A 17651-nucleotide genomic window follows, 5' to 3' on the forward strand; every position below is an offset into this window, starting at 1 on the left:
TTCCACCCCACGTTGCGGCGCTGATCGGAGATACTACCGAGGCTCCTCGGACTGGTGATTCCCCTCTTGCGTCGCTATCGTGGGAGAAAAGAACGACGCCCCGCTGACCAATGAGGCGAATTACGGGCGGCAAAATGCCTCACCGCTAAACGCTCAATCTAGAGGACTCCAGGTATTCAAGAGTACTCATGTGAAAACGATCGTCCATATTGCTACGCATACGACAAATATTGGCGACGGAGCTCTCATCAAGGGACTCCAATCCACGTTACCCGCAGACATCGGATCCGAGATTCACTTCATTGATCATTGCCTCACTGACTTTCTGCACTTCGACAAGCTAAGCTTCGATCAGCATTACGTTGAATGGCTCAACAACAACGCGGACCTTTTGATGATTGGCGGCGGCGGCTTCATCATGGGCCAAAAGAAGGACACCTCCGGCCTCGCTTTGCCATTCGAGATCAGCTTGCTTCAACAGCTCAAGATACCGATCGTCGTCTACGCCGTTGGATATAATCTGTTTTACGGAGAGACGCTGCGCAACGCCCACGCACTCTCCGCGCTGATCGCGCAGATACGAGATCTTGGCGGGTTGTTCTCTGTGCGCAACGACGGCAGCAAAGAGCGGCTCGAGAAGGACCTCGGCAGCGCTGTGATGAATTCGGTCTGGGAGGTTCCTGATCCCGGTCTTTTCGTTCCTGTAGAACCAATGCTTCATCCGCAGATCCGTAGCGGCCGCCGGAACATCGTGTTGCAACTCGCGGGAGACAGGCTGGCCAGCAGGCTCATGAAAGATTCGGGCGGACGCTCAGGCGGAATGTTCGGTGCGCTGAAAAAGCGTCAGCAGCCCGAGCCGGAGGGCGCTGATGCGGTGTGGGAAGCAATAGCAAATGTCTGCAACGAAATAAGCGCGAAACACGACGTCAATTTTATCCTTGCCCCTCATATTCATAGTGATTTGGCGATCGCTCAGGACTTCATCCTGGCTTCGCGCAAGATACCACCCCCGCGCCATTTTAGCGGATTTCGCTTGGAGGTTTCAGGCGTCCTCCGAGGCACGAGAAACGCATCGGGCTTTTTCGATCTGTATCGCCAAGCTGATCTGGTCGTGGGCATGAGAGGACACTCGACGATCGTTTCCGTGGGCGCGGGAACGCCTTGTGTCGGCATCGTCAGTCACCCGAAGGTAGAGGGCTTTTTGAAGGATTGCGGCTTGGAAAAATGGTCCGCCAATATCATGGACGCGAATCTGGAAGACTCGTTGTCCGAAAAGATCACCATGCTGCTCGATGACAGCTCAGAATGGAGAGCCCTGCGCGCGGCCGCCGTGGAGAAGATGGCGCAAAAGCGAAAACAGTTTCACCGTGAAATAAAGCGGCTTCTCGACTGAAACCGGTCACGGCCTCCGCCAGGAGGCCGAGCGTTCTCATTGTCGCTGGATCAAATAGCCTGGCCTCTAGCGGCAGAAATACGGCGCCCCGTCAGGACCCACGAAATATCCGGTTTGCGGGTTGAAGCCTGGATAACGCCGCGCGCAGTAGTCATACCAGCCGGGCGTCCATGGCGGCGGTCCGTAAGCCACGGGCCCGTAATAGACCGGCGGCGGAGGAGGAGGCGGAACGACATAAACTTCGCGCGGCGCGAGAGCGCCACCGAGAATAGCCCCGATGCCAAATCCGGCGAGGCCGGCGCCGACGGCGGAGCCGTTCCCCGCCTGTGCCGGAGCCGCGAGCGACAGCGCCGCCAACGCCACGACCGCACCCGCAACGGCCATCTTAAAGGCCTTGACCATTGAGACCCTCCAGCCCGCCCGAATTTCGTCAAGCGGTACCCCTAAACCTGGGCGCAAAGATTAGGCTTAAACCGTTACCAGAAGGTCACGACAGGGCCGGCGAACCATGGTCAACTGCGGCCATTCGCAGGGTGGTGCTGCCGGCGATCTCGCGGCAAGTTCGTCATCGGAAAACAAGGGAATGCCTTCGATGCAAAGCCTCGCACTCTCCCTCGCCTTGCTCCTTGCCGTGCTCGCCTGGCCTCGTTCGGCCAATGCCGGCGAGAACATCCAAAGCACCAAGAAGCTCGGAAAAAACTACTATGTCGTGCGGAAGCCCAACTCGGGCGACTGCAAGGTCGAGGCCAAGAAAGTGCCCAATGATCTCATCATGGTGGGCAAAGGGCCTTATGCCAGCGAGCAATACGCGAAAGCGGCCCTCGAGAAATTTCCCGAATGTACGTCGGAATCGAAAAAGGACAGCAAGCAGTAGCGGTGCCTGGAGGCCGTTCCGCTCGACTTATCCTTAAGGGTTATTGCCGGCCCCAGGCTCAGGCCGCACAATTGATGATCACCGGTGAGGGAACGGACAGGCATCGGTGACTGCGAGCGTCAAGACTCACGCCTGACTTGGAGGTGAGGAATGACGAGAGATCCCAAAAAATTCCACGAAATTGCCCGCGTCTGTGCCGTCCTCTCGAAGAGCGCCGTAACTCCCGAAGAGCGCGATATTTTCGCAAGTCTGGCTGAGACCTGGCGAGGAATGGCTTCGTGCAGCGAGAGCCTTCGCGCGCTTCTCGACGGAGATCCTGTCACGGATGCGGAGGATTTGAGCCGCCTCGACAGCAATGGTGGTGGAGTTGGACTCTGAGAACCGGGCTCGCTCGCTGCAAAAGCGCAATGATCTCGTTCAGAGAGGGGTTCAGGACGTCCCGTTCGTCGCGTCTTGAACCTCGACCTTTAACGCCTTCTTCGAGGCAAGGATCCTAGCTTCGTCTTTTGAGGCCACGGCGGTAGCCGTCACGCCCTCAGGCGAGACAGTCACGACCAGATACGGCATCCCCGATTTCGGCGGGTGATAGATTGCCGTCTTGGTCTTGTTCTTGCCCATGGTCAGACGCACTCCACGTCTGCAATTTCGAAGGCTGCCCAGGCCAAACCCCGCATGACCTGGGGCAGCGATGGATGCGTTCTGCGCCCGTACGTAGATTGTCGTACGACGCTACAATGTCACAATCAATCGGGGATGACAGAATTCCGGCGACGCCTTGCTAGGAGCTTAGCCAGCCGACCGCGCGCGCCTTTTCGTGAGCTGCCTTCCAGGCTTGCGCCCAGAACATCACCTTCGCCCGGTCGACAACGCGACCGATGCCGTCGATGGCGACAAGCATAGGGGCGTCGCCATCCTTTCGATAGGTCACCGAGAAGCCCGATTCGGGACTAGATATAACAATGTCACGGTTGTTGATGAGCTCTACGCCTAAAGTCACGACACGCCTCACTGATTACGTGGCTACCGCTACCCTTTTACCGCATAGCGTGCCCTCCCGACAATCTCTGCGACAAGCAATCTTGTGCGGCGGCCAAGAAGAACCCCGCACGCGGGCGGGGTTTGCTAGGTGGAGACTTTGCTGGGTTAGGGCAAACGCCGTGACCGGCGTTCGCGCCAGCCAAGGTGGTAGTGCATGATCCACACCGTAAAGCGTTCACGTGTCGGTAGGATCACGTTTTTATGACAGTCAAGAAGAAGCCCGTACGGGGGGCGACGGGGCTTCCTCGAATTCCCTGCATGGTGATGATGGAAGTTGGGGGAACTTGCCATCACCGCAATATTTACGACCTGGCCGTGAACTTAGAAAGACAACCGATACAGACGGCGCCGGCTTGTCAGCGACTCGGTTTGGCGATTGCAGCGTTCCGAACGCGTGCCCGCAAAATGCGGCCAAGGCTGTTTCGGTTAACGCTTGGCTAACGCCTCTCTGATTCAATCCAGCAATCGCAGCCTTGCAACCCGAAACAAGGTGCTCGCGCCTTGCTGGTAGATTGAGCATGAAGCGAAGACCATTTGGCCCGGTCGAAATATTCAAGCCGGCAGTCGTGTGGCGGGCGTCCCAATGCGGCTGGCTCAAGCTCGGGAAGACCCGGCACGGGCACGATCTCTGGGAAAAGCCGAACGGGGAACGGATGATTGTGCGAGCCGGCGTCGAGCCGCTTGTGCCGGTGAGGTCGAAAGGCGTGCCGGCCGAAGCCGTGCGCCAGCAACGCCGGATCCCAGCCGGTTGATCGAAGGCCTAGTCGGAGCGTTTCTGCCGCAAACTCGACTACTCGCCTGCGGAGTGGTATGTGGCCGTTGGGCAACGATGCCGCTAAAGTTGCCGTCGAGCTTATTGACGGGGACTGCCCTCTAGGCGATTGGCGTTGTCATAAACGTCTCATTTCGGCATGTTCGCCGCTCTGAGCGATCCCCCAATCGTTAGCCGCAAGCTCATGTCGAATTCGCTGCAAGAACTGACGCGCTGGGGTCCATTCGGCCGCCTTGTGAATTGGTGGCGCGGGAAGGGCAAAGAAAAGCGCCGCGGCGAGCGCGCCGCTCCGCGAAAGTCGAAGACCACCCGCGAAGACTTCGTCAAATATGCTCTCGAAATCGCCGCGACCGTCGAGGCCGAAGGCAATGCCGAGAAGTTGCACAGAACCTCCTACAAGTTGCTTCGGCTCGATCTTTACGAGCGAGCTTGGAAGCTTCGCATTCGCGCCGCCGAGTCGGAGCAGCCGAGCCAAATTCCTGAATGGGACGGCAGCAATCTCGCCGGCAAGACTGTTCTGGTCCGCGCTTACACGCCGCGGGATCGTATTGGAGAGGAGCTGCGGTTGGCGCGGTTCATTGCTCCTGTGGCACGGCAGGCTCGCCGCTGCATCGTCCTTGCCGAACGGCGCCTGGTGCCCCTCTTGCAGCGCAGCTTCGACGGGGTCGATGTGCGCCCGCGCGGCGTCGACGACGCCGCTGCCTTTGCCGAGGCAGACGTCGCCGCCTATTACGAGACGGTCGCCTTGCACACCGTCAAGACCGCGGAGGACATGAAACGCTCCTTCGTGTCGTTGCGCGGCGACCCGGCACGGGTCAGCACACTCCGCCGGCGCTACAGCGCGGACGCGCGCGGGCCGCTGATTGGCTTCTCATGGACCAGCAAAAATACGGACAAAGTTCTGCCCGATCTCAAGGATTGGGCGCCGCTGCTCGCCTGGGCACCGGCGACTTTCGTCACGCTGCAGTATGGCGACATCAAGCGTGATGTCGAGCTTCTGCAGGAGCTCACCGGCGGCCGCGTGATCCATGACCCTGAAGTCGATCAGTGGGCCGATCTCGATGGCTATGCCGCACAGATTGCCGCCCTTGACGCGGTCGTGTCGATCAGCAACACCGCGATCGATGTGGCGGGGATGATGGGGGTGCCCACCGTGCATGTCCGCGACGACAATCTATCGTCAGCGGTCTGGCCGCGATCAGGTCCGTCGCCCTGGTATCCCGACATGATCTTTCTCTATAAGGAGCGCCGTCCTTGGTCCGAGGTGTTCGCGGAAGCGCGGACGCGTCTCGAGCAGGTGATCCCGGCGAAAGGCTGATGCGCTGATGCGCGGCCTTCCTGCCTCACGGGGCCGGTAGCAATCGCGCAAGTGCGGCTCCTAGACCGAGCTGGCCGTTGGTGGTGAAATGGATACCGTCCGCCTTGCGCTCGTATCCATTTGCCTCGATCTTGGTGACGCCCGGAATGTTCACCGCCTGCTGCTGCGCCCTGACGGCTTGCCAATACGGATATTTCTTCGCGACCTTAATATCGGGGTCGCCGAGCATCACCATGATGATGGGGAGGTCGGGGTTGCCGAGATCTGCGCGGAGGTCGGCCACCAAGGCCGTGAAGCGGTCCTTCCAGGAAAGAGCGTCCTCCTGACTTTTCGCGTCGCTGCCCCCCTGCCAGAATATCACCGCCCTGACGGTGCCGTTGGCGGGAGAGACCGTCTTCATGCGGTTCATGCACGAGCCGTACAAGGTGCTTCGCGGGTCGTCGGTTTGAACCTTCAGCCACTCGCTGATCGTGGTTGCTCCCCTCGCGCAAGGAATCAGCCCAACCGACGTCGAGGGATGAGCGGACACGAAGGCGTCGGCAAGCGCCAATGACGGCCCTACGCCGCCGCGCCTGCCGATCGAAATGGCGTCCACCTGGCCTTCGGGTGAATCAATGGGCTCCTTGGCGGGCTCCCATTGATAGGCGTTGGTGAAGTTCCAAATCTCGGTGGGATTTGCGGGAAAGCCAGGCGGAAGCTCGGACAGCTCTCCGCGTCCCTCCATATTGGACTGGCCCATGAGGGCTATCAGGTAGAGGTCGGTCTGAGCGCTGCATTCTTGCGCGAGCAGCATCAGAATGAGCGTCAACGCCGCGCGTCTCACGGCTCTCCTCGCGATTGGTCACTGAGGGGCGGTGACGCGTAGGCCGTCCTCGTCGCCCAAGGCCCTCAAAGTCGCGCCGGATTACGATGCCATCATGTCAGCATCGGGTCATGGCCGCCGGCCCTCAGGACGGAGCCGGACCCGCGCAGAGACCGGGTGCGTTCGCTCGACCGAATAAAAGCCTCGGTCGAGGAAGCTCGACCGAGGCTGGCATTTGCCGAGAAGATAATGCAGGAAAAAATTGAATGCCGCGCGTCAGATCGCCGGTTCAATTATCCAAGCTTCAGCGGTTCCTGCGTTACGGCCTTCTCATGATGAAAGCATCCGCTAAGTCCGACCGCGCCGGTGATGACGATGGCGCAAATAATTAAGACGCGCATGGCTAGTCCCCCGTTAAGAATCCTGATGAAGACTATATGCGGTTTGGGAGCCCGGATGGTGGTATTTTCGACACAGCCGAAGGCAAAAGACGTTGCACGGCTCGATGCGCAGGACACTTGGGTTGCCGGCGGTTTGGCTCGCAATTTTGCTGCATCGGCGCGGGCTTTCGCTTAGCCTCAAGACGCCACTACAGCGAAACCAAAGGAAGATCCGCCATGGCTCAATATCTTCTCGCTGGGGTTCTGGTGCTTTGTCTTTCGGTCCCGGCGCTCGCCGCCAAGCGCCACTACAATAGTCGCGGGGCGAGCGATCAATGCAAGATCGTGAATATAGCGCCCTACTACAACAAGACGACGATCCGGAACGGCAGAAGGGTGTATGTCACCCGATCAATCGATCCGGTCAATATGGCCATCATCTGCAAACCAGAGGCGGCATGGTAGTAGTCATGCTAGGCTGCCAAATACTTGAGAAATTGGCTGGCGCAGAAGCACTCTAATCTTCAGCCCGCTGATCTGCCTGGCTGTTTTAATTCTTGATGTTGAAGCTACGGGTCCTCTACAAGGCTTCGGAATAGTCGCGGTGCATGTCTCTCAAGTCCTTCGTCGAGGAGCTTGTGCCGGACTACTCATCGTTCTCGCCGCGGCGTTACGGCTGTATGGCCTTGATCGCTGGAGCCTCTGGCTTGACGAGACCATACAGTACCGAGAGTCCGCCACCCCGCTAAGCGAGTTCTATTTGGTCCTGGCAGCACAGGACATGCCGGTCTCCTTTCTTCTTGGCCATGCCTTTGTCTGGTCAGGCCTCGACGGCAACGAATGGCAATTGCGGCTGCCCTCCGCAATTTTTGGCGTGGCAACCGTTGCGCTGGTCTTCCTGCTCGCCCGGGAGCTTCTTGGCCGGAGAGCAGCCTTTTTCGCAGGGCTCGCGGCATGCGTGATGCCCGTGCTCGTGATCTACAGCCAAGAATACCGCGCTTATAGTCTCCTCGTCTTCCTGACGACGCTGAGCGGATGGTCGCTCGCAGCCGCATTGAGAACGAACAGGCCCGGCTGGTGGGCTCTCTTCGTCGGCGCCGCAATCCTCAGTCTTTACACGCATTTCGTCGCAATGTTCTTTGTCGTCGGACTGGGACTCTTCGCCATCGGTTGCCTACTGCTGAAGTTGAAAGACGGCGAACCGAGCGGACCGCTCATTTGGTCGAACGCCTTGGCATTCGCGATCATCGGCATCGCCTTCATTCCGGCCCTCCCGATGCTTGCTCGGCTTGTTGGCTCTGAGGCGCGGTTTCAATCAGACATCCCCACCGCCGCTCGTCTGGATTTGCTCAAGACCATCGTCCTTGTCTACCCGGGCTTCGAGGGCGTGGTCGGCTATGTCATCGCCGGCCTCGCCGGGATCGGTGTTGTGTGGGCCGCCTTTCGCTCACCGCGTGCCCTGCTCTTCTTGCTTGGAGCCTTCGCAGTCCCGGCACTTCTCTACGCGTTCTGCGGCTACGCTCGCGCTTCTTCCTCGCCACGCTACACGCTGCCCCTGATGGCCCCCTACGCCATCGCAGTCGGCGCAGGCCTCACCGCAATCGCGTTTCAGATAGAGGCGATGGCTGTTCGTATGTGGCCCGGTTCGCAACGCATCGGTACGCTCACGACCGCCGCTTTGGCGGTGATGATTGGCCTCTTCTCGATGAGATCGCTTTTGGACTCTTATGCAGCCAACCCCAAGCCGAGCCCCGTCGACCTCAGAGGGGGCTTTCACTATGTCAGCTCGCATATTGAGCCAAACGATCTTTTGCTTGTGGCAAGCACAAGCAAAAGTGGCCCCGTCTATTGGTTCAACAGCTTTAATTCCTACTACCTGCGCAAGGGTCTCTTGTCGCAAGCACCCCCCAACCCCATCATCGACGATCTGAATTTCCCGACAGCCTTTCCGAAATATCTCGACAGGCAGGGGCGTTTGTGGGTGCTGATCACGGTCGCGGACGACCAGATAGCCGCCGTGCAAGACCGCGCCGGGACAGAGTTTGACGTTCGCTGCTTCCGGCAGATTTGCGCCATCCACTCGCGTGGTCCGCAGCGGCCGATGCTGGAGCAGTTGGGCGCGTTCTTCGACCGATTTGCCGTTCTCGATCCGAAATATTTCGCGGCATCAGCGCGTGCGGTCCGCGCCCAACTCGATCAGGTTCGCGCTGCCCGCTAGGAGCCGCGTCGGTTGATTGTTGGTGGGCGCAGTAGGACTCGAACCTACGACCCGCTGATTAAGAGTCAGCTGCTCTACCACCTGAGCTATGCGCCCCTTGGGCCGGCGATCACGGCGGCCAATTGGGATTGCCCCCTTACCAGCGCCCGCGCGCTCTGTCTATGGAAGCGGTCCCCCCGGGGTGCCTTGTCACGGCTCCCCCGCAAACATGGTGAGGCCCGCAACGGAGACAAGCGTCAGGGGCTTCTCTGAAGGGCAAGCGCCAGCATTCAGACTCTTGGGTTTTCCCCGGCAAATTCCCGTCAATTAACAAAAATGTCGCTCCGCCAGTCTTTGGCCGCAAACAACCCATACGACCTCAATTGAGACAAGATGATTGTCGCGTCCCGAGAGCCGAGCCCGGGACCGGGAGGGCCACCATGAAAAACAGACATTGGCCGAGATTGCTTCTCGCCGCGCTCGTTTGGGCCGCATTGCTTGCCGCACCGGGCCTGCCGCTGCCCGGAGCCGACCGGCTCGGCGTCGGTGGTCAGGCCGTCGCGCAAGAGAGCATCGACATCGATACGTTCTATGACGAGCTCGCGCCTTACGGGCAGTGGGTGTGGCATCCGCGCTTCGGCTATGTGTGGCTGCCTGAGACCGTCTCGGACAATTGGCGGCCTTACACGGTCGGGCGTTGGACCTACACCGACGAATATGGCTGGTACTGGGATTCCTATGAGCCGTTTGCCTGGGCCGTCTATCACTACGGCCGGTGGGGCTACGATCCCGACTATGGATGGTTCTGGGTCCCCGGCGACACCTGGGCGCCGGCCTGGGTGCAATGGCGCTACAGCGACGATTATGTCGGCTGGGCGCCGATCGGTCCCGGCCGGCCCGGCTATGCCTATGGCGTCCCGGTCAACTACGATCCGCCGATCGCCGAGTCCTGGGTGTTCGTTCAGCCGCGCTACCTGACCTCGCGGGCGATCTCTCATTATGCCCTGCCGATCGGCGGCCTGAGCGTCGCCTTCTTCGGCGCGACCCGTGTCTACCGGCCGCAATACCGCGGCGGCATCGTCTACAATTACGGCATGCCGCGCGACCTTGTGGTGAAGATCACGAGGCGGCCGATCTATGGGCAGAAGGTCTACAGGGTCAACAACTGGAAGGGCGGACGCTTCGATAATAACGGCCCTAACAAGGGCATCAAGATCTACGCGCCCCACTTCTCCAAGGACAACAGGCCAAATCGGGGGCCGAAGAAATTCGCCGACAATCCCAACGAGTTCAGGCCGAAGGCGAAGCTCAAGGATACCTTCAAGGGCGATGTTCCCAAGGGGTGGGGACCGAGCGCGAAGGGCGTGAAGTCGATCGCCAAGGAGGATCCCGACGCCTTCAAGAAGAAGCACGACTTCGACGGGCGTGATTTCGGCGACCGCGGCAAAAACAACGATCGCGATAGCGACCGCAACAACGACAAAGGGCAGGCTTCCAAGGACTTCGACCGCTATAATCGCGGCAAAGACAACAAGAACTTTGACAATCAGGGTGGTGTCAATCAGTTCAAGCAGGGCAACCGCGACGACAATGACAAAGGCGACAAAAGCGACAACAACAAGAACAGGAAGAATGGCGGCAACGGCAACGCGAATAACGACGCCAGAACGCCGCCGCCGCCCACGACCCCGCCGCCGATTCAGAAGGTCATCCGCGACCAGGATAGCGGTAGCCAGGCTACGACCGATGCCAAGACTCAGACCGAGCGGACGACGATACGGCGCGACGAGGGCGGCAACAACGACAACAACCAGACCAAGAACAAAAACAAGAACAAGAACTTCGGCGATCAGGGCGCACCCAACCAGTTCAAGCAGGGCAACCGCGATAATTCCGACCAAGGCGGCGGTAGCCAGCGCAAGCAGAAGGACTTTGGCGAACCCGGTGGTCCGGGAGGCCCCGGAGGCATCAAACAATTCAACCAGGGCGGTAGCCAGGGCGGCGGACAGGCCCAAGGCGATCAAGGTGGCGGTGGCGGCGGCGACAAGAAATGCCAGAAGCACCCCGAAAAGCCGGAGTGTCAGGGCCGCAACTAGCCTTCGCTTCGCGAACAAGACAAAGGCGGTTGGCGCAAGGCCAACCGCTTTCTTGATTCTGGCTCTGATGAGCGGCTAAGAGGCGAGCATGGTCTCCGGCTTGCGCCGCGCGCCGCGGGCAAGCAGCTTGCTCAACGCACTGACATAGGCCCGCGCCGAAGCAACCATCGTGTCGGTGTCTGACCCCCTGCCCGTCACGGTCTTGTCGCCGTCCTCGAGCCGCACAATCACCTCGGCCTGCGCGTCGGTGCCTTCGGTGACCGCACTGACCTGATAGAGCGGCAGCCGCGCCTCGTGCGGCACGATCGCCTTGATCGCCTTGAAGGTTGCGTCCACCGGCCCGTCGCCGGTCGATTCGTAGGTATGCTGCTTGCCGTCGATGTCGAGCGTGATGGTCGCCTTTTGCGGACCGCCGGTGCCGGCGATCACGGTCAACGCCACCACCTTGATGCGGTCATGGGCGGAGGCGATCTCCTGATCGACCAGAGCCTCGATGTCCTCGTCATAGACGTGCTTCTTGCGGTCGGCGAGCGCCTTGAAGCGCACGAAGGCGTCTTCGAAGGCATTGTCGCCGAGCTCGTAGCCGAACTCCTTCAGCTTCTCCCTAAAGGCATGGCGGCCGGAATGCTTGCCCATGACGAGAGAGGATTCCTTCAGGCCAACGCTCTCCGGCGTCATGATCTCGAAGGTCTCAGCATGCTTCAACACGCCGTCCTGATGGATGCCGCTCTCATGCGCAAAGGCGTTCCGCCCGACGATCGCCTTGTTGTACTGGACCGGGAAGGCGGTGACGCGGGAGACGAGCCGCGAAGCGCGGGTCAGCATGGTGGTGTCGATGCCGGTCCAGAACGGCATGACGTCGCCGCGGGTGCGGATCGCCATGACGATCTCCTCGAGCGCAGCGTTGCCGGCGCGCTCGCCGAGGCCATTCACGGCGCATTCCACCTGGCGGGCCCCCGCCCCTACCCCTGCCAGTGAATTGGCGACGGCCAGCCCGAGATCGTTGTGGCAATGGGTGGAGAACACCGCCTTGTCTGAGTTCGGCACGCGCTCGATGATCGTGCGCATCAGCGCGGCAAACTCATCCGGCGTGGCGTAGCCGACGGTATCCGGAATATTGACGGTGGTGGCGCCGGCCTTGATCGCGGCCTCGACGCAGGCACAGAGGAAATCGACCTCGGTGCGGGTCGCGTCCATCGCCGACCACTCCACATTGTCGGTGTAGGAGCGGGCGCGGGTGACCGAGGCGGTCACGCGGGAAAGCACCTCGGCCTCGTCGATGCTCATCTGATATTTGCGATGGAGCGGCGAGGTGCCGATGAAGGTGTGAATGCGGCCTTGCCGCGCCGGCTTGATCGCGTCGGCGCAAATGTCGATGTCCTTCATCTGCGCACGGGCAAGCCCGCAGATCACCGAATTCTTCGACCGCCGCGCGATCTCCTGGACGCTCTCGAAATCGCCCTGGCTGGCGATGGGGAAGCCTGCCTCGATGATGTCGACGCCCATCTCGTCGAGCAGCTCGGCAACTTCGAGCTTCTCCTCGAAGGTCATGGTGGCGCCGGGGCACTGCTCGCCGTCGCGCAAGGTGGTGTCGAAAATGACCACACGCCCTGCGGGGGTTCTGTCCTGATTGGAGCTCATTTCTCTCGTCCTCAACTCCTTGGCTTGCAGTCTAGCATGACTGGCAAGCCGCCTGAATTATCGCGGGTTTCTCTTGCCATCCCCTGAACGCCAGCCTCGCTTCAAGTGGCGAGAGCGAAGGTGCTCAGGGGCGTCTAAGGAGGAGTTTGGCGAGGATGATGCGCGTGCGGAAAGAGGCGGCCGGCAAAGCCAAGCCAGCTCGAAAATCCTTCTCTCCGCCAAAAGTTCGCATCGATGACCTGCTATGGCGCGTCGTCCGCGCCGCCGGAACATAATGCGAAGCGTTTTGGGGAGCAAGGGTAGGATGGGGAAAGGCGCCGCGCCCCATCGGATCCCTCTCGCCTCCTGAGGAAGGGGATTTCGCCGCGAGCCGAACGCCGACACTGAACAAGGGCGTGAACGCAGTCGACCTCTCCCACCGGGGAGAGGCCGATTGGTCAAAAATTGCCGGCGAGGCCTTGGCCGTCCAGTCGGAAGCAATAGCCCTCGCTTAGCCTAGCCCCTAGGAAGAGGTCGTTGCCCTGCATCTCGCTCGTTTCCGACGTCTGTTGGTCGACATTGATGGAGCCGGTACCCGCACCGGTAACCTTGATCTTCCCGCCGCCTCCAAGGCCGTCCTGAACATTCTGTTTGTAGACGACGTCGGCTTCGAGCACTTCTTCCGGCTGGCACACCGCAGCTCCGGCGCGAAGATTGTGAAGGACGTTTTGTTCACAGCCGCCCTTCACGTACTCGCTGCGCAACCTGCTGAGATCCTCGTAGGATATCGTGACAATATTGATGTTCCGGAGCGCAACATCGGTTCCCTTGACGCGCTTTCCGGTGGTATCCGACTCCGCGAGGTCGAGGGTGCTGGCCGAAGATTCAAACGTCTGTTTGACGGCGGACACTAGGCTTCGGTTGATCGTCGGGGACTTGCTCCACATCGCTGCAAGAGTATCGCCGTCTATGTTGCAGGCGGTGTGCAGCTTTAACGTACCGTCGGACCGCCTCTCCACCATCGTGATGGTGCCTGGCCCGAACAGGCGGGACGGAGGCGTCACCGCGGAATATCCGTATTCCTCGACGATACGCGTCAGCTCGTCACCCGTGCCGGATTGTCTTGACGCCCAATGCCAGACTGCAAATGCAAGGAACGGCAACAGAAGAAAAGCCCCGAGCATGGCCATGCGGACTTTAGGATTTTTCGATTGGAGTATCTCCATGGTGCGCCTCCTTTCAGAGCGCTTTGCGTCATTCAGACCCAAGCACTATTGCGAAGGGCAACAAAGCTGGCCGGTCTCGCCGCAAGGCACATAACCGAAGGGGCAAGCCAGCGCCGCGCCGGAGAGCAGCAGCGCCAGAGCAAAGATCGTGACTTTCAACATAACGGTGTCCTCCTATTTGGCGTGAACATCGCACTCGAATTCACGCGCGCCTCATTCGATGAAAAGACGCTAACAATGACGCTGCTGGTCGCATGTGGGGTTTGCCACACGCGGCCCACGAGGCTTTATTCTGCACCGCCGGAACGGATGCCAGGGACCACAAGACGATGATCATCGACAGTCCACGGAGACGAGAGCAATTGGCCGCGGTGGCACAACGGATGCCGGCGCATCTTGAGCGCCTCTCCTGGACGGCGGAGCAGATCGCGGCCGAGCGCCAACGTGCGCTGCGCGAGACGCTAGCTTTTGCCAAGGCGAATTCACCCTGGCACATGAATAGGCTCAGCGGCATCGGCCCAGATTCGTTCACCGAAGCCGGCCTGCAAACCCTGCCGGTGATGACCAAGACCGACGTGATGGCCAATTGGGACGCGATCGTCACGGATCGGCGCCTCACACTTGCCGATTGCAACGCCAACATCGCCGCCAAGCTCAACGGCACGTGCGAGGATTATTACTATCTTGACGAGTATCTGGTGATCGCCACCGGCGGCTCGTCGGGCGTCCGCGGCGTCTTCCCCTGGGGCTGGAACGAGTTCATCGAGATCGCCTGCGCGACGTTCCGCTATCAGCTTCGCGATGAGCCGCCGGCGACGTTGACCGGGCGCCGCCTGCTCGCCGTGATCGAGGCAGGCGAAATCGTCCATGGCAGCCCCTTCTTGTTTTCAATAACCGTCGATCCGGGTGCAGAGGTGAAATGGTTCCCGGCGCCGACGCCGATGCCTGAGCTCGTTGCCCAACTCAACGCGGCGCAGCCGACCCAGATCAACGCCTATGCATCGTTGCTCCAGGAATTGACCGCTGAGGCACTGGCCGGGCACCTGAAGATCAGGCCGCGCCGGGTGACGGCCAACTCAGAGCCGTTGATGCCGGAGACCCGCGATGCCGCGCGACAAGCCTGGGGCGTTGAGATCAACAATATGTGGGGCTGCGTCGAGGTCGGGCACATCGGCATCGAGTGCGACGCGCATGAGGGGCTGCACCGAAGCGACGATCTGGTCATCACCGAGTACGTCGACCGCGATGACAAGCCAACCAGCGATCCGCGCGCCATCGACCGCATTCTGGTGACGTCGCTGTTCGGCCGCACGCTGCCGCTGATCCGCTATGAACTCACTGATGTGCCGGTTCCGGGCGACCGGCGTTGCTCCTGCGGCGCGGCGTTTCCCCTGGTCACATCCGTGCAGGGACGCTCGGATGACATTTTCATCTACTCCGGCGGCATCCACGTGCACCCCTTAGTGTTCCGCACGCCGCTCGGGCAGAACGGCCAGATCGAGGAATATCAGGTACGCCAAACGCCGAAGGGCGCGTGGATCGGCGTCGTCGCCACTGGACCGCTCGATGTGGACGCGCTCAAGCAGGCGCTGGTCGAGGCGCTTGCCAAGGCCGGGCTCGCCAATGCCGAGATCAATATCGATCTCGTGCCGACGCTCGAGCGGCACAAGGAGACCGGCAAGCTCCGCCGGTTCATTCCGCTGCCGAAGAGCTAGAAGTCCCCGCCCCGATCATGCGGGCTCATTTTGACGCCCAGGGCATCACCGGCACGACGCTGATCGCGTTTGCCGGCGAGCCGTTGATGAGCTTGGAGCTGACGGCGACATAGACGAGCGTGCCGCGCTTCGCGTCGGGCATGCGATAGATGCGCGTCGCCTTGAAGAAGATGCTGGTCTTCTCGCTGAACGCCTCCTCCTTCTCGGGCAGCGTCGAGAGATCGGTGGTGATCGGTCCGAGTTGCCGGCAAGAGACCGAGAAGTTCGAAGGGTCTTCGTTGAGACCGAGCGGCTGGCCCCAACCGCCTTTGCGAGCCTGCGAGATGAAGCAGGTGACGCCAGGCACCTTGGGGTCTTCGAAGTCGCTGACACAGACCTTGTCGTTCGGCGACAGCAGATTGAAGGTCGTGCTGACGCAAGCAAGATCGTCGGCGCGCGCGAAGCCCGATGCGGCAAGGAACAGCATAGCCGATAGGTAAAGCGGTCTCATTCGTCTCTCCAATGATCTGCCGGCTCCAAGCCCGTCAGCGGCCCAACTCCAGGCGTTAGTATGAGTTGCCCATGCAACATCAAAGCTGGTCGAATTCGGGGCGGAGCGTCGAAAGCGCGATCGCTCGGCCTGCGACGCGGCGGCTCTCGATGCCTTCGCGCGAAAAATCGCGAAAGCCGTACTCGTCGGCTTCGGCGCCCACAGGCTCAAGCGTGACTTCAATCATCTTCACCAGCTTGAAGGCGCGTGCCCTGGCCACATTCAGGGCAAGCTCCGGCGGGAGCTCACCCGGAACGAGGCCGGCAAGGGCATCGATCGTGGATGCCAGCAGGTTGATGCGGTCGGCGGTCCTGGTGTCCTGGTGCAGGCGGTTGCCGAAGCGAAGGGCGTCGACCCGCTCGGTGACCTCGAACAGCGTGGTGGGAAGGCGCGCCGCCTGAGGAAACAAATTCATGACGACGAGGAGCCGCCTGACATCCTTGTCGACGCTGAAGGCATCGATAGCATCGGCGAGCGGCGTATTGTCGACGATGCCGCCGTCCCAATAGCGCCGGGCGTCGTTGCCTTCCTTGATCTCGGTCCAGGGAAATTGCGGCGGCAGGCTGCCGCTTGCCAGCACGTGCTGCGGCTCGATTACCGTGCGCTCCGCCTTGTCGAGCTTTTTGTTGGAGAACCGCTTCAGCACGCCGGTCTCCACATCGACCGCGGTCACCACGAAGGCCGTGTCGCTCCTGTTAAGCTCGGTAAAATCGACGTGGCGGGTAAGCGTCGGCAGCAAGGGGCGCGTATCGTAGACATGCGTCCATGTCGAGAACGACAACAGGTCGGCACGCATCGAATAGAAGTTCGGCAAGCCGTACAGCGCGAGATCCCGCCTCGCCTGCCGCGGCCAAAAGATCGGCGTCTCCAGCACGAGGTCGTTCCACAGCGAGGCGAGGCGGCGGCGCGCGTCCGTCCTGGTGGCGGCGCCGACCACGCAAGCGGCATTGATGGCGCCGATGGAGACGCCGGTGACGGCCTTGAGCGAGACGGCATGGCCCTTGCCCGCGGCTTCGTCGATCAGTTCGAGCAGCGCCGTGATCGCCCCGTATTCATAGGCGCCAAGTGCGCCCCCTCCTTGCAGGACAAGCCCGATCTCCGTCGCCTTGGCTGGTGTCTGCATCATGGCGTGGCCCTAGGACTTGCCATAGACGGGAACGATGGCGCCGCGGGTCACCGTGTTCTCCGGCGAAGCGAGGAACAGGATGGTCGCCGCCACCTCCTCCACCTTCGGCCAGAGATCGTAATTCGCTTTCGGCATGGCGGCGCGGTTGGCCGGCGTATCCATGATGGACGGCGCCACGGCATTGACCAGGATGCCGTCCTTGGCGACCTCCTCGGACAGCGCCACGGTCAGCGCCGCCACGGCGGCCTTGCTCGCGGTATAGGCGGCCATGCCGGCGCCGATCCGCCATTCAAGCGCTGGGCGCGAGGCAACGTTGACGATGCGGCCGCCTTGGCCGGTGCCGCCGATGGCGTTGACCGCCGCCGTGCAGCAGAGGAAGCAGCTCACGAGATTGATGTCGATCTGTTGCATCAATTCCGCCTTGCCGGTCTTGGCCACGGGAGCCATGGCAAACCCGCCGGCAATGTGTATCGACGCCCACAGCGCTGGGACTCCGGCAAACAGCCGGTTGACCGAAGCCTCGTCGGCGAGGTCCGCGGGACCCACCAGCTTGACCTGCTTCTTC

The 17651-nt window shown here is 61.0% G+C and carries 17 protein-coding genes and 1 tRNA gene; 8 read left to right on the forward strand and 10 right to left on the reverse strand.

Features of this window, described 5'->3' with window-relative positions; genetic code table 11:
• Positions 1–190: 190 nt before the first annotated feature.
• On the forward strand, positions 191–1393 hold the full coding sequence (locus ACREC7_RS00685) for a polysaccharide pyruvyl transferase family protein (RefSeq protein ID WP_431553756.1): 1203 nt from the start codon (positions 191–193) through the stop codon (positions 1391–1393).
• Positions 1394–1459: 66 nt separating this feature from the next.
• Here ACREC7_RS00685 and ACREC7_RS00690 read toward each other — a convergent pair whose 3' ends face one another.
• Positions 1460–1795 carry a BA14K family protein gene (locus ACREC7_RS00690; protein WP_431553757.1) on the reverse strand — a complete coding sequence of 112 codons (336 nt, stop codon included), beginning with the start codon at positions 1793–1795 and terminating at the stop codon, positions 1460–1462.
• Between the two features lie 190 nt (positions 1796–1985).
• On the opposite strand from ACREC7_RS00690, the gene ACREC7_RS00695 reads away from it, so the two are divergent.
• Together ACREC7_RS00695 and ACREC7_RS00700 are read left to right on the forward strand one after the other, a co-directional pair.
• A complete protein-coding gene (locus tag ACREC7_RS00695; RefSeq protein WP_431553758.1) occupies positions 1986–2267 on the forward strand; it encodes a hypothetical protein in 282 nt (93 codons plus the stop codon).
• 150 nt (positions 2268–2417) lie between these two features.
• On the forward strand, positions 2418–2645 hold the full coding sequence (locus tag ACREC7_RS00700; protein WP_431553759.1) for a hypothetical protein: 228 nt from the start codon (positions 2418–2420) through the stop codon (positions 2643–2645).
• 51 nt (positions 2646–2696) lie between these two features.
• On the opposite strand, the gene ACREC7_RS00705 is transcribed toward ACREC7_RS00700, so the two are convergent.
• A complete protein-coding gene (locus ACREC7_RS00705) occupies positions 2697–2897 on the reverse strand; it encodes a hypothetical protein (RefSeq protein ID WP_431553760.1) in 201 nt (66 codons plus the stop codon).
• 148 nt (positions 2898–3045) lie between these two features.
• A complete protein-coding gene (locus ACREC7_RS00710) occupies positions 3046–3264 on the reverse strand; it encodes a hypothetical protein (RefSeq protein WP_431553761.1) in 219 nt (72 codons plus the stop codon).
• A gap of 997 nt (positions 3265–4261) precedes the next feature.
• On the opposite strand from ACREC7_RS00710, the gene ACREC7_RS00715 reads away from it, so the two are divergent.
• On the forward strand, positions 4262–5395 hold the full coding sequence (locus tag ACREC7_RS00715; RefSeq protein ID WP_431553762.1) for a hypothetical protein: 1134 nt from the start codon (positions 4262–4264) through the stop codon (positions 5393–5395).
• Between the two features lie 25 nt (positions 5396–5420).
• Here ACREC7_RS00715 and ACREC7_RS00720 read toward each other — a convergent pair whose 3' ends face one another.
• A complete protein-coding gene (locus ACREC7_RS00720) occupies positions 5421–6218 on the reverse strand; it encodes a sialate O-acetylesterase (RefSeq protein WP_431553763.1) in 798 nt (265 codons plus the stop codon).
• Between the two features lie 596 nt (positions 6219–6814).
• Here ACREC7_RS00720 and ACREC7_RS00725 point away from each other — a divergent pair.
• Both ACREC7_RS00725 and ACREC7_RS00730 read left to right on the forward strand, forming a co-directional pair.
• Positions 6815–7042, forward strand: a complete 228-nt coding sequence (locus ACREC7_RS00725) for a hypothetical protein (RefSeq protein ID WP_431553764.1) — start codon at positions 6815–6817, stop codon at positions 7040–7042.
• 139 nt (positions 7043–7181) lie between these two features.
• Positions 7182–8795, forward strand: a complete 1614-nt coding sequence (locus ACREC7_RS00730) for a glycosyltransferase family 39 protein (RefSeq protein ID WP_431553765.1) — start codon at positions 7182–7184, stop codon at positions 8793–8795.
• A 20-nt stretch (positions 8796–8815) separates the two neighbouring features.
• Here ACREC7_RS00730 and ACREC7_RS00735 read toward each other — a convergent pair.
• Positions 8816–8891: transfer RNA gene (locus ACREC7_RS00735), tRNA-Lys, on the reverse strand.
• Between the two features lie 323 nt (positions 8892–9214).
• Here ACREC7_RS00735 and ACREC7_RS00740 point away from each other — a divergent pair.
• Positions 9215–10870, forward strand: coding sequence for a DUF6600 domain-containing protein (locus tag ACREC7_RS00740; RefSeq protein ID WP_431553766.1), 1656 nt, complete (start codon positions 9215–9217; stop codon positions 10868–10870).
• A 75-nt stretch (positions 10871–10945) separates the two neighbouring features.
• Here ACREC7_RS00740 and ACREC7_RS00745 read toward each other — a convergent pair whose 3' ends face one another.
• Together ACREC7_RS00745 and ACREC7_RS00750 are read right to left on the reverse strand one after the other, a co-directional pair.
• Complete coding sequence (locus tag ACREC7_RS00745) at positions 10946–12511, reverse strand: 2-isopropylmalate synthase (protein WP_431553767.1); 1566 nt, start codon at positions 12509–12511, stop codon at positions 10946–10948.
• Between the two features lie 437 nt (positions 12512–12948).
• Positions 12949–13716 carry a hypothetical protein gene (locus tag ACREC7_RS00750; protein ID WP_431553768.1) on the reverse strand — a complete coding sequence of 256 codons (768 nt, stop codon included), beginning with the start codon at positions 13714–13716 and terminating at the stop codon, positions 12949–12951.
• Positions 13717–14099: 383 nt separating this feature from the next.
• On the opposite strand from ACREC7_RS00750, the gene ACREC7_RS00755 reads away from it, so the two are divergent.
• Positions 14100–15431: a phenylacetate--CoA ligase family protein gene (locus tag ACREC7_RS00755; RefSeq protein ID WP_431553769.1), complete on the forward strand. Its 1332-nt coding sequence runs from the start codon at positions 14100–14102 to the stop codon at positions 15429–15431.
• 25 nt (positions 15432–15456) lie between these two features.
• On the opposite strand, the gene ACREC7_RS00760 is transcribed toward ACREC7_RS00755, so the two are convergent.
• The 3 genes from ACREC7_RS00760 to ACREC7_RS00770 all read right to left on the reverse strand — a co-directional run.
• Positions 15457–15921, reverse strand: coding sequence for a CreA family protein (locus tag ACREC7_RS00760; RefSeq protein ID WP_431553770.1), 465 nt, complete (start codon positions 15919–15921; stop codon positions 15457–15459).
• A 79-nt stretch (positions 15922–16000) separates the two neighbouring features.
• Positions 16001–17086, reverse strand: coding sequence for a patatin-like phospholipase family protein (locus tag ACREC7_RS00765; protein ID WP_431553771.1), 1086 nt, complete (start codon positions 17084–17086; stop codon positions 16001–16003).
• 9 nt (positions 17087–17095) lie between these two features.
• Positions 17096–17651, reverse strand: a 556-nt coding sequence (locus ACREC7_RS00770; RefSeq protein WP_431553772.1) for an SDR family oxidoreductase, incomplete at its 5' end; no start/stop codon positions are given.

Origin of the sequence: Methyloceanibacter sp., from assembly GCF_050728395.1 — a bacterium.
GTDB lineage: Bacteria > Pseudomonadota > Alphaproteobacteria > Rhizobiales > Methyloligellaceae > Methyloceanibacter.